Here is an 18,560-nt window from a genome sequence, read left to right as displayed (position 1 = left end):
GGCTATATCATACCGTATTTCAGCCCTAATGCGCCAGTGAAATCAATAAGTGCCTCATTAAAGTAGATTGCTAAAAGGTTCATACATACTGATTCAATCATAATAAAAAAGCCGAAGCTTCATCTGCTTCGACTTTTCATTATTTCATTTCTTATTCGGAAGAGGAATCTTCACGTCTTGCAGGACGACGAGTTTCTCCATTGCTGCTCGGGCGTGGTTTGCGATCTCCACTGTAGCGGCTTCCGGAATCACGGTTGTAGCCACCGCCTTCTTTGCCACGGTTGTAACCGCCATATCCACCTTTGCTGCCACTACCGCCGCTACCACCGGAACGGTTGGAATTGTAACCACCGTTGCTGCGACCGCTGTAGTTGGAAGGCTTGCGACCGCCAGAACGCACGTCTGGTTTACGACGTTTTGCACGGATCGGATCTTCTGGAGTCAGCTCAATCGATGCTTCTCTCTTCTCACCAGTCATCAGCTTCAGAGCTGCGGAGAGAAGTTGTACAGAATCATATTGCTCCAGCATTTGAATAGCCAAACCTTTGTACTCGTTCAGCTCACCGCTTTCTACAGCCTCTAGGAGACGTTCAGCAATGATACGTTGTTTGCCTTCCAAAGCTTCAGCCAACGTTGGAAGCGGCTTGCGTGGAATGCGGTGACGAGTTACACGTTCGATAAAGTGCAAATGGTCAATTTCACGAGGCGTTACGAAAGACCAAGCTTCCCCTTCTTTACCTGCACGTCCAGTACGTCCAATACGGTGAACATAGCTTTCTGGATCTTGCGGAAGGTCAAAGTTAACAACGTGAGTTACGCCGGAAACGTCCAAACCACGGGCAGCTACATCAGTCGCCACGAGCACGTCGATGCTTCCGTCACGGAATTTACGCATTACAGCATCACGTTGGTTTTGAGACAAGTCACCATGCAAACCGTCTGCAGAATATCCGCGTTTTTGCAGAGCTTCAGCCAGCTCGTCTACCCGACGCTTGGTACGGCCAAATACGATAGCAAGTTCTGGGGATTCCATGTCGATCAAACGGCTCAATGCTTCGAATTTTTGACGCTCAGGAACTTCGATATAGGCCTGATCAATCAGTGGAGCACTAACTTGTTTAGGAATAACTGAAACATGCTCAGGATTTTTGAGGAATTGCTCAGCCAATCTTTTAATATTAGGAGGCATTGTAGCCGAGAAAAGCATCGTTTGACGCTCGTCTGGAACTTGCTTCAGAATGGATTGAATATCTTCCATAAAACCCATATCCAACATTTCATCTGCTTCATCCAAAACAACTGTGTTTACATCTTCCAGCTTGATGGTTTTGCGATTAATATGGTCAAGCAAGCGTCCTGGCGTACCAATAATAATTTGAGGTTTCTTTTTCAAAGCGCGAATCTGGCGTACGATATCTTGTCCACCATAGATTGGCAAAGTACGAAGACCTTTAAAACGGGAGAGTTTTTCGATTTCTTCAGCTACCTGGATAGCAAGCTCACGTGTTGGTGCCATGATCAGGGCTCTGATTTTTTCGTCGCTTCTAGAAATTTTGTTGATCAGCGGAATACCAAACGCAGCAGTTTTACCAGTACCTGTTTGGGCTTGGCCAATCATGTCTCTGCCTTGTAGAGCAATCGGGATGGATTGCGATTGAATTGGTGTTGCTTCTTCAAAACCCAGTTCTGTAATCGCCTGAATTACTTTCGGTTCAAGATCAAATTCTGCAAATGTCGTCAAATTTATTCAAACTCCTTCTTAATGGTGGATGATGTGGACAATCCACAATGTTGTCTGTATTCTTAAGTAGCGATATTATTGTATAAGTTTTCCCCAATACAGTGACAGTTTATTTAGACCTATAACTGCATCTTTCTGTAATGAATTTGGGGAACCTATCCGATACATCTTAAACGAATTTATCCTTTTTAAAACAGTTTAAATTTTAAGTGTTTCTCTGGACATAGGTCCCTACTCAAGAATATCCACATCGCATTATAGCACAAAACAATTCATGAATACCAGCAAGTTGCTTCCCGTATAATTTAAATGAGGTGAAAATAAGTTGTTAAAAATGGTGTTAAACTGCTTAACTGTCATTCTTGGAGCCGCTGCCATTGCATGCGGTTTTAATCTGTTTCTCGTGCCACACCACTTGCTGAGCGGAGGAGTAGCTGGGCTTTCCATGTTAATTGGCTACTTCACAAAATTTGATATCAGCGCGATGTATTTTATTATCAATATCCCGATGCTTATTGCAGGCTGGTTTATTTTAGGCAAGCGTTTTATTAGCCTGAGCATTTTATCCGTTGTCGTTACAACATGGATTTTGGCCTGGGTGCCGGTGCAATCTGTCGTGTCGGACCCCCTGCTAGCCTCCGTTTTTGGTGGAGTGATGATCGGCGTTGGAGCAGGAATTTCCTTTCGGGTAGGGGGGTCTACGGGCGGTTTTGACATTATCGGTTCCATCATCACTCGTTATCGTGACTTCCCCGTAGGAACTGTACTTGTTGGCATGAATGGACTGGTCATTCTTGCAGCAGGATATTTGAACGATGATTGGAATATTGCACTTGCGTCGATGCTATCTATTTTTGTGACTGGCAAAGTGTTAGATCAAATCTATGTCAGTCACACGAAGATTACCGTCTACATTATTACAGAGCACACTGACAAGCTACTGGAGCGGATGTTGACCACACCACGCGGTGTTAGCAAAATAAAAATTGAAGGCGCATTTTCACATACCGAAAAGGACATGCTGATGACTGTCACAACACGCTACGAGCTAGTTGAATTAAAACGCATCATTAAAGAGGTGGACCCTTCTGCTTTTGTCAATATTGTGGAAACGGTTGGGGTGATGGGTTCATTTCGCCGAAGATAAGCACAAACCCAAGTGTCAAAATACAGTTTCTGTGGTACACTATATGTGCGCTGTTCCCATAGTATATAAAGACCAGCTTTACCTGCTATTTCACAGGCACTTTGCTTTTCCGAATCGTATTGAATGATTCTTTTGGAATGATTCCGAGCAGGAAAGGGTGATTTTTGTGGAAATGGAAACGGTAAAACTGTCCGACATTGTCTTAAGATGGTACCCGGAAATGCTCCCTTCTCTCAAAAAGGATGAGCTGAACTCGATGATTGTACTTCGGGACGGGATGTCCATACTCAAGCCAACGGATGCGCTAGAAATTATTCAGTACAGTATTTGCGAGCATCAAGACAATAATTATCTTCAATAAATTTCTTTACCAAGTGCCGCTTCTTCCGGTTGCATCTACAACCGCGAAGAGAGCGGCATTATTTATGCATTTTTATGGATTCAATGAACATAAATTGGGTTAATCATGTAAGAATGTGCCTGATGATTCCAGTATTGGTTACAAGCGTGTTGTTTTTCGATACATAACTTTACGTATAATCAGGTAAGCGACATACATAAGGGAGAGAGTTAGGAAATGACTATGATTTGGGCAATTATGCTATTGGCGATGGGAATAGGCGGAAACGGGGATCAGTCAGCCAACGCTCCAAATGTAAAAGATACGGTGGCAACAACAATTAGCAGCGCCATGATTCAGGCTCAGCACAATAATATGAAGGTGGATGCCTCCAATCCTCCGGTTAAAATTGACCCACAGCCGATGACTCCTGCTATCAAGGGCATTTATGTCACAGCTTATAGTGCAGGCGGTTCGCGTATGACCCAGCTGCTTGAACTGCTTGACAAGACAGAGCTCAATTCCATGGTTATTGATATTAAAGACGATGCAGGTTATATCACTTATCCAACGACCAATCCCGAGCTGCTCAAATTGGGCAAGCCGCAAAAATTCATTCGGGATATTTCCGGTTTGATGGACCGATTGAAAAAGCATAAGGTTTACCCGATTGCTCGTATTGTCGTATTTAAAGATACGGTACTGGCCAACAAAAATCCCGAGATGTCTTTCCGTAATCCTGACGGCTCTGTCTGGAAAAACGGCAAGGGAGACGGGTTCGTCAATCCCTATAATAAAGAAGTATGGGATTATAATATAGCCATCGCTAAAGAAGCAGCCAAACTTGGTTTTAAGGAAATTCAATTTGATTATGTACGTTTCCCCGAAGGCTTTGAGAAAAGAGCAGACAAGCTGAAATATACCAAATCAGATCAATCCCGCTCGGATGCAGTCGCTGAATTCGTACAATATGCCCGTAAAGAGCTTGCTCCATTAGGTGTACGAGTATCCGTAGATATTTTCGGATATGCCGCATCCGTTCCTGCTGCGGAGGGAATCGGACAGGATTTCACTAAAATCTCCGAAAATGTGGATGTCATTTCACCCATGGTTTATCCAAGTCACTACACCACAGGCTGGTTCGGTGTAAAAGACCCTGATAAGAATCCCTACCAGACAATTAAAGGCTCCATGGCCGATACACACAAAAAGCTCGATCCGACGGGCAAGCTAAAACCAATTATTCGTCCTTGGATCCAGGATTTTACCGCAAGTTGGCTGGGGAGCGGACATTATGCCAAGTATGGAAAAACTCAAGTTGAGGACCAAATTCGAGCGCTTAAGGACATGAAAGTGGATGAATATTTACTCTGGAATGCCTCAAACCGCTATTCAAGCGGAGTAACTTACAAATAATTTATCTCTCCGGACTTCTCGTTATCTAATACGAAATTTAGAAATTATATAATTATTTCGAAGGCTGTCCCGTTGTTTAGCGAACGGGTGCAGTCTTTTTTATTACTGTTCAAATGTTACAGTATCCCTTACAATAAATACTTACATGTTATGATACATACGAATAATCAATCCCTAGTAAATGAGGAAAACAAAAATGCAATTGACTTTAACAACGGGGCAGAAATGGAAGCAGCTTATCTACATTTTGCTCCCTATCCTGATTACCCAGCTTGCACTATCTGCCATGACTTTTTTCGATACGAATATGTCGGGACACTTTTCCCCTGCCGATCTGGCTGGAGTAGCCATTGGAGTAAGCCTGTGGGTTCCTGTACAAACAGGCCTTAACGGAATACTTATGGCTATCACGCCCATTGCATCTCAATTGGTTGGAGCAAAGCGCAAAGACAAAGTCTCGTACTATGTCATTCAGGCACTTTGGCTCTCTTTTGCCCTATCCATGGTCGTTTTGATTGCTGGCATCATTTTGGTCAAGCCTATTCTAAATGGTATGAGTCTGGAATTGAGAGTTCATAATGTAGCTCTGTACTACCTTTGTGCTATGGCCTTCGGAATTGTGCCTCTATTTGCCTACACGGTGCTCCGAAGCTTTATGGATGCATTGGGACAAACCCGCTTTACGATGTTAATCACGCTCATGTCGTTACCCATTAATGTATTGTTGAACTATTTACTTATTTATGGAAACTGGGGTTTTCCGCGTCTGGGAGGTGTAGGCTCCGGGGTGGCAACGGCAACCACCTACTGGATCATTATGCTAGTCGCCGGTATCACTGCGCATCGAGGAAAAATATTTGCCGAATACCGAATCTTCAGCAAAATATACGGGATTGCTGTTGGTGCTTTGAAAGAGCTCATCAAGATTGGAGTACCGATTGGATTTGCAATATTTTTTGAGACTGCCGTCTTTTCAGCAGTCACTCTCTTCATGAGTAGCTATAATACAGCTACCATAGCCGCACATCAGGCCGCCATGAACTTCGCATCTACGTTGTATATGATTCCACTCAGCATTTGTATGGCACTTACGATTCTGGTTGGCTATGAAACAGGAGCTACTCGCCCGCGGGATGCCAAAGCTTATAGTGTAATGGGCATCAGCAGCGCAGTAGGTCTATCACTGATAACAGCTATTGTACTGCTTATCTGGGGTGAACAGGTCGCTCGACTTTACTCCACCGATCCGCAGGTCATTCAATTGGCACAGCATTTTCTAATCTATGCGATTTTCTTTCAGATATCTGATGCTGTCGCTACACCTACACAAGGAGCGCTACGCGGTTATAAAGACGTCAATCCAGCCTTTTTGCTCACATTCCTCTCCTATTGGGTCATTGGGCTTCCTGTAGGATATATACTGGCACGCTGGACTTCATTGGGGCCCTACGGCTACTGGATCGGTTTGATTACAGGGTTGGCAGTAGGCGCTATTTTACTTCTCTGGCGTCTGGTGAAAGTACAACGTCGTTTCTCCGAAAAAAAACAACACGCAGAGGTTATTTAACCTTTGCGTGTCTCGATTACATATGCTGCGCCTAAAGTTATTCGTTTTTTCTCCACAATAGCCACTTCATTCAGCTTGGGAGGATATAGAAAGTGTCTCTCCACATGTTGTTCAATCTCTTCAAATGCCTGTTCTTCATTTTCAGCAGCGAGAATGACGGTCAGCGCTCCTTCCGAACTATCCACTTCGATTTTGAATAGATACATGTATGACTACCTCCTGATAGGACTCAAAGCTAAAAAATAGCGGATGACTCGGGTCATCCGCATAATTTTGATCTTTTCCAATATCAGAACCAATCTACTGTACGTAGAAGGCTCTTATTATTGGGACAAACGCAAAGCAAGCTCATAAAGCTCCATGTTGAAATCTTTTTTAGTATTTACAACCTTGTCAATATCTGTGGCTACCAACTTACCGTCGATTGTTCCGCAAGCCTTATCAGATATGCCCTCGATCAATTGGCGAACAGCAAAGTCACCCAAACGGCTCGCCAGGTTGCGGTCAAACGCGGTTGGTGTGCCTCCACGTTGGATGTGTCCAAGCACTGTAACACGAGGCTCATAATCCGGACAGTTTTCTTGGATTACCTTTGCTACATTTTCGCCTTTGCCTACGCCTTCCGCAACGATAATAATACTGTGGCGCTTGCCATGCTTGAAATTTAGTTTCATACGATCAGATACTTCGTTCAGGTCAAATTCTACCTCAGGTACCAAAATTGTTTCTGCACCAGAAGCCAGACCCGCATGCAGAGCAATATCACCACAATGACGTCCCATAACTTCAACAATGGAAGAACGTTCATGAGATGACATTGTATCACGCAGCTTGTTGATTGCGTCCACTACGATACTAACCGCTGTATCAAAACCAATCGTGTAGTCCGTGAAGGAAATGTCATTGTCAATCGTACCCGGAAGACACATGGTTTTAATGCCTTGCTTGGTCAGTTTGTTAGCTCCTTGGTAGGAACCGTCTCCACCAATCACGACTACGCCGTCAATCCCACGGTCACGCAAAATTTGCGCGCCTTTTTTCTGCCCTTCTTCAGTCGTAAATTCCAGGCATCTTGCAGATTGAAGTACAGTACCCCCACGTTGGATAATATCTCCGACGCTTCTCAGATCCATTGGAAAAATATCGTCGTTCAAAAGGCCTTGATAACCACGTTGAATCCCGAATACTTCCAGTCCGAAATACAATCCGCTACGTACGACGGCGCGAACTGCCGCGTTCATCCCTTGTGAATCTCCACCACTTGTTAATACTGCAATTTTCTTAACTGCTGTCATGGTTTATGACCTCCTCAAAATAATCATATAAGCCTTCTTATCCATCGACTGTTTAATAAGAAAAACAAACGCATGAGCGGACTATTTTTCATTAAACGTCTCGAAACAGCGCGAACGTCTTGCTGCTCGCTAACTTTAGGGTCGGATAAATATAAAGCCAGCAATCCCTCGATAATCATCCGGTGAAAGGAGCTGGCAGGGACATCTGCAATATCAGCCCGCGCCCGATTCACAACGTAGGCGATCCGGTTTAGCATCATGTCGGTATCTTCATAATAATTGCAAAAGTTAAGATCTCCGCCCTTCCGGTCTTCGTCTTGATCGATTAGATAATCCAGCAAAATATGAAGACTGCACACATGTGGAAAATACGATGCATGTATTGAGGCAGCCCCCGCATCTGTCAGATGCTGGTCGCTGGCAGCAAGAAACAGCATAAAGACCCCCAGAGTTGAACCGGTAGCCGCAGCAAACTCATTCCAGCGCAACTCTGGTGTACGGTCTTTATGAAGCGACCACCAGTCCAAAAGCGCTTGTTCCCGCAGCTCGGGTTTAATATGCTTGTATACTTGCAAATCCGTGTATAATCGCGCCAAATCCTGAACGTAAGGCATTGCCGCCTCATAGCCCGGAAGCCTGCTTACACAAGACTGACAGGTTGTCACCAGCCCAGTCAAATAACCGCCATCCTCCTGCTCACGACGCAACTCATAATAATTCACTGGCCTAGCCGTCGGATTAATCGCATCCAGCATAGCCTGATGCAGCAGCCTAAAATCATCCGGGTCCATGGACGTACTGCGATCACACAGGTTGTCCAGATAATCACTAATGGTCTGATACGCTACGATCAGCGGAATTAACGTCTGCCGGGCAGACATATTAGCTGCGGCATAAACCGCTCCACCCACGCAGTGAAATGTCTTATCCGCTATGCTCGCAAGCGCCTGGCTTCGCAGTTCAGGGTCCGGAATTTGTTCGGCCTTGCTCTTCCAGTTACTCAATTCTTGTTTCGTTTCAGGGAGAATGTGCTTGTACATTCGGCTCATTAGACCTATGGGGCCTCTCGGTACTTGATAACGTCCTTGCTCAACATAACTCAAATGACGGTGCCTCCACATTGTTGTCTACGTAATTATACCTATCCAAACCATATCCATTATAATATGATCGTCCTTTTAGCACAAATGAACAACCTCACTTTTTTCTTTAAAATTCAAGAAAAATGAGCTGTTCTCATTAAAAGACTTTATACCTGTAATGTTTTATTAGTCGAAAATAGTATAAAGGGCCTAGCTATCCATGTCCTCTGCTGGCTTCACGCCTTGGATTCCCTCTCCCATACTTGCCTGCTTCCATTTCCCGAAAGCATAATAGAAAATGACTGCTACGGCAGAGATAGCAAAACCAACAGGAAAGCTCCACCATACAGCATCTAGACCATACTCATCAATAAATACATAGGCCAAAGGTATACGAATGCCCCATAATGAAATAATGGTAATTAAAAGCGGTATCATTACGGAACCCGTTGATCGAACAACACCAGTAATGACATTGGTAACACCGAATATAACAAAAGACCACAAGGTGATCATATTAATCCGCATTCCCAATTCCAATGCACCCCCCGTAGAAGGAAGGAACATGAGCAAGGCCTGACGGTTAAACACGTAAATTAATACCACAGCTCCACCAGTCAATACAAAATTATACACAATCCCAATCCAGGTTGTCGTGCGCACTCGATCCCAACGCCCGGCTCCGATATTTTGAGCGGCAAAGGAAGATACAGCTGCACCTAACGCCATTGCCGGCATCTGTACATAGCTGGACAAATTATTGGCTGCTGTATAAGCTGCAGCTGCCACTGTCCCGTAACCGTTAATCAGATTCATTAAAGCAATCGCGCTAGTAGAGACAGCAATCATTTGCAACCCCATCGGCACTCCCTTACGGATTAGGGTCCAAATAATCTTCCAATCAAATCTAAGTAAGTGAAGCTCTGAAGATGTAATGCGCAAAAAATATTTTACACGATATAGATAAATGAGAATCAACACAAAGCTGATCCCTTGAGCAATCAGGGTAGCAGTAGCGGATCCTCCAATGCCCATAGCAGGAATCGGTCCCCATCCGAATATTAACAGCGGGTTGAGTAATACATCCAGTACGACGGAAACGATCAGAAAATAAAATGGTGTTTTGGAATCTCCAGCCCCTCTCATTACAGTCATAATGTAATTATAGCCGTACAAAAAGGGCATGCCTGCGAAAATAATACGCGTATACGTGATCGCCATATCTACCGATTCAGCAGGGGTATTGAGTACATGAAGTATCCAAGGCGCACTCAAAAATCCGATAATACCTATAGCAAAAGCGAGCACCAGAAAAAAGACTGCACTTGTACCTACTACACGCTTGGTTTCAGCTACGTCTCCTGCTCCGATATTTTGTCCAATCATAATACTGGCAGCCATGGTGACACCAAAAATGGAACTGATAAGAAAAAACATTATAATATTTCCGTTGGAAGCGGCAGTCAAGGCGGCCTCCCCCAGAAATTTCCCAACCCAGATCGAATTAATCGTTCCATTCAGGGACTGCAGAATGTTGCCGAACAGCATCGGCAAAGAGAACATAAACAGCGTTTTGGCAATAGGACCTTCAATCAGGGAAGGCATACGACTAGCCTCTGCTGCACTCATTTTCTCAACTCCTTCAATTTATAATGCCTTCTGCCTAGTTTTATTACGTATAATACCCTATTCCTGCTCAATCTTCTCATATCATAAACGTATTTACGCAAAAAAGCGCAGTCCCTTAAAATAAAGGAACTGCGCTCTCAATTCATAGTTTAACCGTAATATATAAGACATCCGTAGAAACGGAACCATTCTTACAATTCAGTTACACTTACAGTTTGATTACGTTAGCTGCTTGGGGTCCACGGTTACCTTCAGTAATTTCGAATTCAACCGCTTGACCTTCTTCCAAAGTTTTAAAGCCGTCGCCTTGGATTGCGGAGAAATGTACGAATACGTCCTCGCCACCATCCATTTGAATGAAGCCATAACCTTTTTCTGCGTTAAACCATTTAACTGTACCTTTCAAGTGAACAACCTCCTAAAAATACCGCCATCTATGGCGAATATCCATATTATACTTCATGCTTTTTCACAATGCAATTGATGTTTTTCCGGTTTTTTTGGGCTGGAATGATTTGCTTTTGCGGCGGAAACTGCGGTATCATGAACCAAAACATCTATAAAATCGGAGACATGCATATGATGAAAAAACACGAAATATACAAAAAAGACAATTGGAACATGATGACTGTCGAGGTGCAGGGCCGTTACATCGTTCTACGGGAAATATCCGATGATTGGGGCGAGGAAGCCCACACGTTTTTAAGCCGTCCGGCGCTGATGCATTGGGCTCAAAATCGGTTTCCCAAGCAGTCCTTTCAAGATAATGAGGAAGAATGGCAGCGGATCATGAACGCTTTCAAACAGGTCTAGCCTATTCATGGTGTCCAACAGCTATCTCATCTTCATTATTCTGGCCTTCACGCTGGGCGGAGTGCTGATCATGAAGCGTGATACGATACCGACTCCTCTCAAAAAGTGGATGGCCCTCACTGCTGTAATCATGGTTTGCTTTGCCTTTTATCTCATTGTATACAGCTTATTAAATATAGGTTCCAACCTACAGTAAGGAAAATTATACTTTCGGGCGTAAGAGGTCATACTATGGCATAACAAGCCATGGTATAAGGAGGATCTGCCGTTACATGCATCCTGTAAAACCTCTTGCCCTGCTGCTTACAGTAAGCGTGGCGGTTTCTTCGTTTTGGCATCCGTCCCTTACTGCCGCAGCCCTACCCCACATTACGTTCGATCAGAGGAGGCTCTCCATGAGTGAAATTGTAAAACGCGCTGATGCGCCAGTGGAAAATACATGGAAACTGGAAGATTTGTTTCCCAACCGCAAAGCATGGGATCAAGAATACGAAGAAGTCAAACAACTAGCCAAAAAGGCTGAACAATTCCAAGGCAAGCTCAATTCAGCAGAATCGATTGGTAACTGCTTTAAATTGGAAGATGAATTGTCGCTCAAAACCGAGCGTGCATATGTGTACGCACATCTGCATCATGATGAGGATACAGCTGAACCTACATACCAGGGTCTTTCGCAAAAAGCCAAAAAATTAGGCGTTGAGGTTAGCGAGTCTCTTTCTTTTGTGACACCTGAAATTTTGGCACTGCCAGATCATCAGCTCGATGCCTTCATTGAAGATCCGAAGCTTGCAGATTATCGGTTTACCCTTCAAGAAATGAAGCGGGAAAAAGCACATATTTTGGGCAAAACAGAAGAAGCGCTGCTCGCTCAGGTTGGCAATCTGGCTCAAGCCCCGCAAACGATTTTCGGCATGCTCAACAATGCTGATCTGAAGTTTCCAAAAATTAAAGATGAGAACGGCAAAGAGGTTGAGCTGACTCATGGCAGCTACATTCAATTCCTCGAAAGTCCGCACCGCGAAGTACGCGAACGTGCTTTTAAAGCGGTGTATGACACGTATGCCAAAAATAAAAATACAATTGCTTCTACATTAAGTGCCAATGTGAACAAAAATATTTTTTATTCTCGTGTTCGCAAATACCCTTCTGTACTGGAAATGTCACTATACGGTGACAATATTCCGAAGGAAGTATATACGAATCTCATTGACACCATTCATGAAAGCTTGCCCCTGCTTCATCGTTACATGAAGCTGCGCAAAAAGTTGTTAGGTGTGGATGAGCTCCATATGTATGATTTGTTCGCTCCGCTTATGGACGAATACAAGATGGACATTACGTATGAAGACGCCAAAAAGCAAACAAAGGAAGGCCTTAAGCCACTGGGCGCGGACTATCTGGCTTCGTTGCAAAAAGGCTATGATGAGCGCTGGATCGACGTATACGAGAATGAAAACAAACGTACGGGTGCATACAGTTGGGGAGCTTATGGTACCCACCCCTATGTGCTGCTGAACCATAAAAATAACCTGAACAGCATGTTCACACTTGCTCATGAAATGGGGCATGCGTTGCATTCGTACTATTCAGACAACGCATTGAAGTATAGAGATGCACAGTACACCATTTTCCTGGCTGAAGTGGCATCCACAACCAATGAAGCGTTGCTAATGGACTACCTGCTGAACAAATCAACCGATCCGAAAGAGAAAATGTACCTTCTCACCTACTATGCAGATCAATTCCGCACAACGGTATTCCGTCAAACCATGTTTGCGGAATTCGAGAAAATTGTACATGAACGCGCTGAACAGGGGGAATCCCTTACACCGCAGCTTTTATCAGAGATTTACTATGATCTGAATGTGAAATATCATGGGCCTGGCATGAAGGTAGATAAAGACATTGAAATGGAATGGGCACGAATCCCTCATTTTTATAACAGTTTTTACGTCTACAAATATGCTACTGGCTTCTCGGCAGCAACTAGTTTCTCGAAACAGATTCTGGAAGAAGGCCAGCCAGCCGTTGACCGTTACTTGGGCTTCTTGAAGAGCGGTGGCAGTGATTATTCAATCAATATTTTGAAAAAAGCTGGCGTTGACATGTCCTCTCCGCAGCCGATTCGCGAAGCGATGAGCGTATTCGAAGAAGTCATTACAGAAATGGAAAAGCTAACTGAAGGAAAGTAAAACCGTGCGCACTTAAAATCCAGCATTGAAATGATGCACGGATAAATCCCTTGTCCATGGCGGGCAAGGGATTTTATAATGTAACGGAAGGAGGTGGCATTTTGAAAACACAATGGTCTTTAATCGCAGCTCTTGTTATTGCTTTGTTAACAGCTGTATTTGCTGTTATTAATGTGAATTCGGTTCAAGTGAACCTTCTATTCAGTATGGTCAGCATTCCTTTGATTCTGCTTATTCTCGGTTGTACTCTTCTAGGTGGACTTATTGTCGGTTCTTTCGGTATTTTTCGCCAATATAGGCTTCAGAGGGAGATTAAACGTCTGACTACTCAACTTCATACACTACAAGAAGAGAACACATCCACGGTAGAAGCAAACGCGGATGTGACCTATGACACGACTGGTTCTTCCAGCACAGGATCTACATCCGACCAAGATATAGAGCAACCGTCCTCTAACTCTGATCGGTTGTCCAAATGAGGAGGAGCAACAAATGACGATTCAATTAAATGAGAATTATATGATGGACTTTTTAAATCAGCTACTGAACACACCCAGTCCCAGTGGGTATACACATCATGTGATGGAGCTGATTCGTAAAGAAGCAGAAAGCCTCGGGGTACAAATCGAATGGAATGCAAAAGGCGGTGCCATCTTGACTCTGGAAGGTCAGGAAACGGGCCGTACGGTGGCGCTGAGCGCACATGTGGATACATTGGGCGCAATGGTGCGTTCCATAACAACACAAGGCACCCTACGTCTGACATCTGTCGGCGGCTTCATGATGAACAGTATTGAGAATGAATACTGCCTTATTCATACCAGAAGCAGACAAACGTATACGGGCACTATTCTGTCCAGCCATCCATCTGTACACGTCTATGATGATGCACGGAGCTTTGAGCGCAAGGAGAGCCATATGGAGGTACGCATTGATGAGCTTGTCGAGTCAAAAGAAGACGTGCTTCAGCTCGGTATTGCGGTGGGCGATTTTATTTCGTTCGATGCGCGCCCAGTCGTAACACCGAGTGGATTTATCAAGTCACGGCATCTGGATGATAAAGCTAGTGTAGCTGCGCTGTTTGGTTTACTGGAATCTGCTGTACATGGAAACTGGAAGCCTCGACATACCGTTAAATTGCTCATTTCTAACTATGAGGAAGTGGGACACGGAGCGGCTTACATACCTGAAGGAATCAGTGAGATGATAGCTGTCGATATGGGCTGTATGGGTGAAGATCTGAGCTGCAAGGAAACGGATGTATCTATCTGTGCTAAAGATTCTTCCGGGCCTTACGACTATACTATGACGACTCGTCTAATTGAGCTGGCCAAAGAGCTGAATATTCCGTATGCGGTAGATATTTATCCGCACTACGGTTCGGACGCTTCGGCTGCACTACGAGCAGGTAACAACATCCGTGCTGCGTTGATCGGCCCTGGTGTACACGCCTCCCATGCAATGGAGCGCACGCACAAGCTAGCCGTGGTGAATACTGCCCGTCTGCTTGCAGCTTATGTGACGGTTTAATTCGACGATAAAAACCGACCTGTTCCACTGGAGAATAGGTCGGTGAAAGCTTAGGAAAGGTAGATCAGCCTCTGGCAGTCTGATGGTTAATGCCTTATTCCATTTTCAATTCCTCCCCTCCATATGCAACCCTTTATACCCACTGTAATTTAATATTAGAAATATATAATTCACACACCTTTAATATGAAAAACGTATTAATATTTCGATAAAAAAAGCAAGCCCCCACTTGAATGGTGACTTGCTTTTGTATTTTTTAAGACTTACTTTGTTCAATCTGCTCGGCTAGCTCATTCAAGTAGGTCCAGCGTTCCATTTGGTGCTCCAAATGCTGTTCGGCCTTCGCTTGCTCAGCCATGAGCTCCTGTAGCCGTGCTGAATCACTGAAAGACTCTTCCATCTGCCGCTGAATGTCGGTCAACTTCTGTTCGGCTTGTTCAATCAGCTCATCAATTTGCTCATATTCCCGCTGTTCCTTAAAGGTGAATTTAAGCTTGGTTTTACTTGTCTCCTTGACTGACTCGGAAGAACCCGCAGACTTAGGCGCGGAAGAGCGATTCGAGGAAGCCGTCGTCGAGACAGACGTATTCACAGAAGATTGAGCATTTTTACTAATCCATTCTGCATACTCGCTATAGTCGCCTACATGTACACGTACCTGACCATCCCCTTCAAACGCTAGTATTTTGTCCACTGTTCGATCCAGAAAATAGCGATCATGAGAAACAATAAACACCACGCCCGGGAATTCATCCAGATAGTCTTCCAAAACGGAAAGGGTCTGAATATCCAGATCATTTGTTGGTTCGTCCAGCAATAGCACATTCGGTGCCGACATCAGAACGCGAAGCAGATACAAGCGGCGTTTTTCACCCCCGGACAGCCTGGAAATAACCGTCCATTGCGCGCTTGGTGCGAACAGGAAACGCTCCAGCATTTGTGCAGCTGTAATCGTCGAACCGTCTGCTGTACGAATGACTTCGGCTTCTTCCTTTATATATTCAATGACACGTAATGATTCGTTCATTTCCTGATGTTCCTGTGTAAAATAGCCAAGCTTCACCGTCGGTCCCAGCACAACGTTGCCGGAATCCGGTTCTATATGCTGAGCAGCCATTTGGAGCAGAGTGGATTTCCCACTACCGTTAGGACCTAGGATACCAACACGATCACCAGGAACCGCAATGTAGCTCAAATCCTGTATCAGCTTACGAGAATCTACCGATTTGGACAGATGCTCGATCTCCAAGATCTTTTTACCCAGACGTGTGGAGGCGACGGACATATCTACAGATCCAGAACGAGCTTCCGGTTGCTGATCCTTAAGCTGCTCATATCGGTCAATACGCGCTTTCTGCTTGGTGGAACGAGCCTTTGCTCCACGGCGAATCCATGCCAGTTCATTACGCAGCAGGTTCTTCCTTTTTTGTTCCGTAGACGCTTCCCGCTCCTCGCGTTCTGCCTTCAGCTCCAGAAAACGGGTATAGTTAGCCTCATAACGGAAAAGGCGACCATGATCCAGCTCCAGCATGACATTTGCAACTCTATCCAGAAAATAGCGGTCATGCGTGATCATTAACAACGCACCACGTCTTTTTTGCAAGTACTGCTCCAACCATTCAACGGATTCATTATCAATATGGTTTGTGGGCTCGTCCAGAATGAGCAGCTCGCAGGGTTGGATTAAAGCCGCCGCCAAGGCCACCCGCTTACGCTGCCCGCCGGATAGAACGCCCATACGAGACTCAAACTGGGTGATCCCCAGTCGGGTAAGTATATTTTTGGCCTCACTCTCCAGCTGCCATGCCTGGAACGTATCCATTTGCTGACTTGCTCGCAATAGACGGTTTTGAAGCTCCTCGCTACCCGGATTTAATTCCAACAACTCCATGGTTTCGGTATATTCACGGACCGCTTTCATCTCAGGCTGATTGCCATGAAAAATATGCTGGAGTACCTTCATTTCAGGATCAAACTCTGGATTTTGTGCTAGATACTGAATTCGCACATCGTTGTTCACTGCAATATTGCCATCATCTGGCGGCTCTAAGCCGGAAATCACCCGTAAAAACGTTGATTTACCGGTGCCATTTACACCGACGACCCCTATTTTGTCACGTTCATCCATACCAAAGGAAGCATCCTCAAACAACATTTTCTCGCCATAGCTTTTCGTTATATGTTCAACGGTCATAATATTCATACGGATTCCCTACTCTTCCCCAATTTTGTGATGCATCCTGTTTATTTTAACACAGACACAGCCAATGATTAAAAAAACCGTTATCTGAACGAATTCAGTACGGTTTCTTAGCAATAAGATGTCAGGATTTTTGTATTCCGGCTTTACAGCCATGCATAAATAAGTTCGCTGCTAGTTCAGCCGTCTGATCCACGTCACATTCTCGGAAATCTTTATTTAATAAAATATCCATTTTTAGGCGTTCCAACATACCAATGAATGCCTTCGCATGAAACTCGGACTGCTGTACATCCTCTGACGCCAGTTTATTTTTGACCAAATCAGTATAGTCCTGAATAAACCCCTGCATAAACTCCATTAGATCGGGGTCACTGTTGGGAGTCATAAAAAATAATTTCGTATGCTGCTTGCGCTTGAAATAGTAGTGCAGATGCAAATTTGCCATCCGCAGTAGACCTTCTCCCAAAGTACGATTGATTAATGCGCCTTGCATTTCGGCTAGGTATTGCTCGCAATCTCTACGTGTGACTGCTGTAAATAGCTGCTCTTTGCTTTTAAAGTACAAGTATACTGTGCCTTTGGCAACTCCCGCTTGTTCTGCAATCTCGGAAATTTTGCTTTCATAAAAGCCTTTGGTGCCAAAGACTGTGTAAGCGGCGTCCAAAATGGCTTCATATTTATCTCCGTGTATATCGCCCATCTTAGCACCTCCTTATACAAGGATTGAAACACAGTCAATTCTTATAATAATTATTTCCTTGTAACGATCCCCATCTCCGTATTCAGAGTATAAGAAAAATACCTACAAGAGCGACCAATCCTCCGAAAATAGAACTAATGCTATTCACCCGATCATTACTCATCCAACGCCAGCCTCGTATATAGACCGTCGTTTGTCCACAATGTGAGTCTACTTCTACTTCCCGTCCACAAACCGTGCAGGAACGCATCATTTGCACCGTGGCACCAAGATAGGAATCAGCAAAGGCTCCGGCGCTACCGGATATACCTCCAACCAGTGCCCACAGCCATAACGGCAAGCTCGGCGTTCCTATGGCGTGTCCAAAGCCCCATGCACCTATGCCAATCAGTACACCCCCAGCCATGGCCGCAGCCGTTCCCAATACAGATACTCCTCCTGAGGTTCCGGGTGCCAGCACCTTCCCGTTAAGCACCGAACGGGGTGGCTTACGACTCAGGCTGCCAAATTCCGTTGCCCACGTATCGGAAGTGACCGTAGCCATGACGCCGACAAAAGCCAGCTGCCACGTAACATGGGGCCATATCGCATAACCCAGGCATAACAGCATACCTAATCCCCCATTGGCCCATACTTGGCCTGCATCCCGGTTGCCGGTTTTGGCATACGATTTTTCCAGCTCAGCCTTGCGCTCCTTTTTGAACCTCGACAGGAGGGTTGACGTGATAAAGAACAAGAGCAATGTGCCGAACCAGAACAGGTTACCCGCCCCATAATATACGGTTCCCATCAGTACAGCCGCAGCAAAGCCAGATAAGGTTAAGGATTTTTTATAAAATGCAGCTCCCGCCACTACAGCAGCACAAAGCAATCCGATGATCCAGTCCATGATATACCCCCACTTT

The 18,560-nt window shown here is 44.8% G+C and carries 18 protein-coding genes; 9 read left to right on the top strand and 9 right to left on the bottom strand.

The annotated features are described in order from the left end of the window. Window positions 1–151: 151 nt before the first annotated feature. Window positions 152–1,741, bottom strand: a complete 1,590-nt coding sequence (locus tag NSQ68_RS09140; protein ID WP_029516709.1) for a DEAD/DEAH box helicase — start codon at window positions 1,739–1,741, stop codon at window positions 152–154. 325 nt (window positions 1,742–2,066) lie between these two features. Between NSQ68_RS09140 and NSQ68_RS09135 the strand changes: the two genes are divergently transcribed. The 4 genes from NSQ68_RS09135 to NSQ68_RS09120 all read left to right on the top strand — a co-directional run bounded on the left by NSQ68_RS09135 (window position 2,067) and on the right by NSQ68_RS09120 (window position 6,211). Then, window positions 2,067–2,888: a YitT family protein gene (locus NSQ68_RS09135; protein WP_307349493.1), complete on the top strand. Its 822-nt coding sequence runs from the start codon at window positions 2,067–2,069 to the stop codon at window positions 2,886–2,888. A gap of 172 nt (window positions 2,889–3,060) precedes the next feature. Next, complete coding sequence (locus NSQ68_RS09130) at window positions 3,061–3,249, top strand: hypothetical protein (protein WP_080658605.1); 189 nt, start codon at window positions 3,061–3,063, stop codon at window positions 3,247–3,249. A 216-nt stretch (window positions 3,250–3,465) separates the two neighbouring features. After that, window positions 3,466–4,644, top strand: coding sequence for a putative glycoside hydrolase (locus NSQ68_RS09125; protein ID WP_342428649.1), 1,179 nt, complete (start codon window positions 3,466–3,468; stop codon window positions 4,642–4,644). 196 nt (window positions 4,645–4,840) lie between these two features. Next, a complete protein-coding gene (locus NSQ68_RS09120) occupies window positions 4,841–6,211 on the top strand; it encodes an MATE family efflux transporter (protein ID WP_342428648.1) in 1,371 nt (456 codons plus the stop codon). Here NSQ68_RS09120 and NSQ68_RS09115 read toward each other — a convergent pair. The 5 genes from NSQ68_RS09115 to NSQ68_RS09095 form a co-directional block, all read right to left on the bottom strand. Next, a complete protein-coding gene (locus NSQ68_RS09115; protein WP_013309710.1) occupies window positions 6,208–6,417 on the bottom strand; it encodes a DUF3906 family protein in 210 nt (69 codons plus the stop codon). The two genes, NSQ68_RS09120 and NSQ68_RS09115, sit on opposite strands and share 4 nt — an antisense overlap. 117 nt (window positions 6,418–6,534) lie before the next feature. Next, window positions 6,535–7,506 (bottom strand): 6-phosphofructokinase, encoded by a 972-nt coding sequence (pfkA, locus tag NSQ68_RS09110; RefSeq protein WP_250244511.1) that lies wholly within the window; start codon window positions 7,504–7,506, stop codon window positions 6,535–6,537. A 23-nt stretch (window positions 7,507–7,529) separates the two neighbouring features. Next, a complete protein-coding gene (locus tag NSQ68_RS09105; protein ID WP_039269998.1) occupies window positions 7,530–8,609 on the bottom strand; it encodes a tetraprenyl-beta-curcumene synthase family protein in 1,080 nt (359 codons plus the stop codon). A gap of 189 nt (window positions 8,610–8,798) precedes the next feature. Beyond that, entirely contained in the window at window positions 8,799–10,217 is a 1,419-nt protein-coding gene (locus tag NSQ68_RS09100) for an MATE family efflux transporter (protein WP_342428647.1), read from the bottom strand. 208 nt (window positions 10,218–10,425) lie between these two features. Continuing rightward, on the bottom strand, window positions 10,426–10,623 hold the full coding sequence (locus NSQ68_RS09095; RefSeq protein ID WP_013309706.1) for a cold shock domain-containing protein: 198 nt from the start codon (window positions 10,621–10,623) through the stop codon (window positions 10,426–10,428). Between the two features lie 173 nt (window positions 10,624–10,796). Here NSQ68_RS09095 and NSQ68_RS09090 point away from each other — a divergent pair, with 173 nt between their 5' ends. From NSQ68_RS09090 to NSQ68_RS09070, 5 genes are all read left to right on the top strand, one after another. After that, the gene (locus tag NSQ68_RS09090) at window positions 10,797–11,030 is read left to right on the top strand and encodes a hypothetical protein (protein ID WP_013309704.1); all 234 of its coding nucleotides are present in this window, start codon (window positions 10,797–10,799) and stop codon (window positions 11,028–11,030) included. 7 nt (window positions 11,031–11,037) lie between these two features. Further along, complete coding sequence (locus NSQ68_RS09085) at window positions 11,038–11,226, top strand: hypothetical protein (RefSeq protein ID WP_342428646.1); 189 nt, start codon at window positions 11,038–11,040, stop codon at window positions 11,224–11,226. 199 nt (window positions 11,227–11,425) lie between these two features. Beyond that, the gene (gene pepF, locus NSQ68_RS09080) at window positions 11,426–13,222 is read left to right on the top strand and encodes an oligoendopeptidase F (protein WP_342428645.1); all 1,797 of its coding nucleotides are present in this window, start codon (window positions 11,426–11,428) and stop codon (window positions 13,220–13,222) included. A 56-nt stretch (window positions 13,223–13,278) separates the two neighbouring features. Further along, window positions 13,279–13,701, top strand: a complete 423-nt coding sequence (locus tag NSQ68_RS09075) for a lipopolysaccharide assembly protein LapA domain-containing protein (RefSeq protein WP_342428644.1) — start codon at window positions 13,279–13,281, stop codon at window positions 13,699–13,701. Window positions 13,702–13,714: 13 nt separating this feature from the next. Continuing rightward, window positions 13,715–14,752 (top strand): M42 family metallopeptidase, encoded by a 1,038-nt coding sequence (locus NSQ68_RS09070; RefSeq protein WP_342428643.1) that lies wholly within the window; start codon window positions 13,715–13,717, stop codon window positions 14,750–14,752. A gap of 256 nt (window positions 14,753–15,008) precedes the next feature. Here the strand turns inward: NSQ68_RS09070 and NSQ68_RS09065 are convergent, their stop codons facing one another. From NSQ68_RS09065 to NSQ68_RS09055, 3 genes are all read right to left on the bottom strand, one after another. Further along, window positions 15,009–16,955, bottom strand: a complete 1,947-nt coding sequence (locus NSQ68_RS09065) for an ABC-F family ATP-binding cassette domain-containing protein (protein WP_342428642.1) — start codon at window positions 16,953–16,955, stop codon at window positions 15,009–15,011. A 121-nt stretch (window positions 16,956–17,076) separates the two neighbouring features. Further along, entirely contained in the window at window positions 17,077–17,655 is a 579-nt protein-coding gene (locus tag NSQ68_RS09060; protein WP_342428641.1) for a TetR/AcrR family transcriptional regulator, read from the bottom strand. Between the two features lie 82 nt (window positions 17,656–17,737). Continuing rightward, window positions 17,738–18,544: a DUF92 domain-containing protein gene (locus NSQ68_RS09055; protein ID WP_342428640.1), complete on the bottom strand. Its 807-nt coding sequence runs from the start codon at window positions 18,542–18,544 to the stop codon at window positions 17,738–17,740. Between the last annotated feature and the right edge of the window lie 16 nt (window positions 18,545–18,560).

It is taken from the genome of Paenibacillus sp. FSL L8-0158 (genome assembly GCF_038592965.1).
GTDB lineage: Bacteria > Bacillota > Bacilli > Paenibacillales > Paenibacillaceae > Paenibacillus > Paenibacillus polymyxa_D.
The sequence above is the reverse complement of the archived record's forward strand: the minus strand, read 5'-3'. Positions and strand labels throughout refer to the sequence as shown.

Bases quoted from the DNA above. Each gene is read 5' to 3' on its own strand.
- NSQ68_RS09070 (WP_342428643.1), top strand. From the start codon at position 13,715: ATGACGATTCAATTAAATGAGAATTATATGATGGACTTTTTAAATCAG.
- NSQ68_RS09125 (WP_342428649.1), top strand. From the start codon at position 3,466: ATGACTATGATTTGGGCAATTATGCTATTGGCGATGGGAATAGGCGGA.
- NSQ68_RS09120 (WP_342428648.1), top strand. From the start codon at position 4,841: ATGCAATTGACTTTAACAACGGGGCAGAAATGGAAGCAGCTTATCTAC.
- NSQ68_RS09115 (WP_013309710.1), bottom strand. From the start codon at position 6,417: ATGTATCTATTCAAAATCGAAGTGGATAGTTCGGAAGGAGCGCTGACC.
- pepF (WP_342428645.1), top strand. From the start codon at position 11,426: ATGAGTGAAATTGTAAAACGCGCTGATGCGCCAGTGGAAAATACATGG.
- NSQ68_RS09075 (WP_342428644.1), top strand. From the start codon at position 13,279: ATGGCGGGCAAGGGATTTTATAATGTAACGGAAGGAGGTGGCATTTTG.
- NSQ68_RS09085 (WP_342428646.1), top strand. From the start codon at position 11,038: ATGGTGTCCAACAGCTATCTCATCTTCATTATTCTGGCCTTCACGCTG.
- NSQ68_RS09060 (WP_342428641.1), bottom strand. From the start codon at position 17,655: ATGGGCGATATACACGGAGATAAATATGAAGCCATTTTGGACGCCGCT.
- NSQ68_RS09090 (WP_013309704.1), top strand. From the start codon at position 10,797: ATGATGAAAAAACACGAAATATACAAAAAAGACAATTGGAACATGATG.
- pfkA (WP_250244511.1), bottom strand. From the start codon at position 7,506: ATGACAGCAGTTAAGAAAATTGCAGTATTAACAAGTGGTGGAGATTCA.
- NSQ68_RS09065 (WP_342428642.1), bottom strand. From the start codon at position 16,955: ATGAATATTATGACCGTTGAACATATAACGAAAAGCTATGGCGAGAAA.
- NSQ68_RS09130 (WP_080658605.1), top strand. From the start codon at position 3,061: ATGGAAACGGTAAAACTGTCCGACATTGTCTTAAGATGGTACCCGGAA.
- NSQ68_RS09100 (WP_342428647.1), bottom strand. From the start codon at position 10,217: ATGAGTGCAGCAGAGGCTAGTCGTATGCCTTCCCTGATTGAAGGTCCT.
- NSQ68_RS09055 (WP_342428640.1), bottom strand. From the start codon at position 18,544: ATGGACTGGATCATCGGATTGCTTTGTGCTGCTGTAGTGGCGGGAGCT.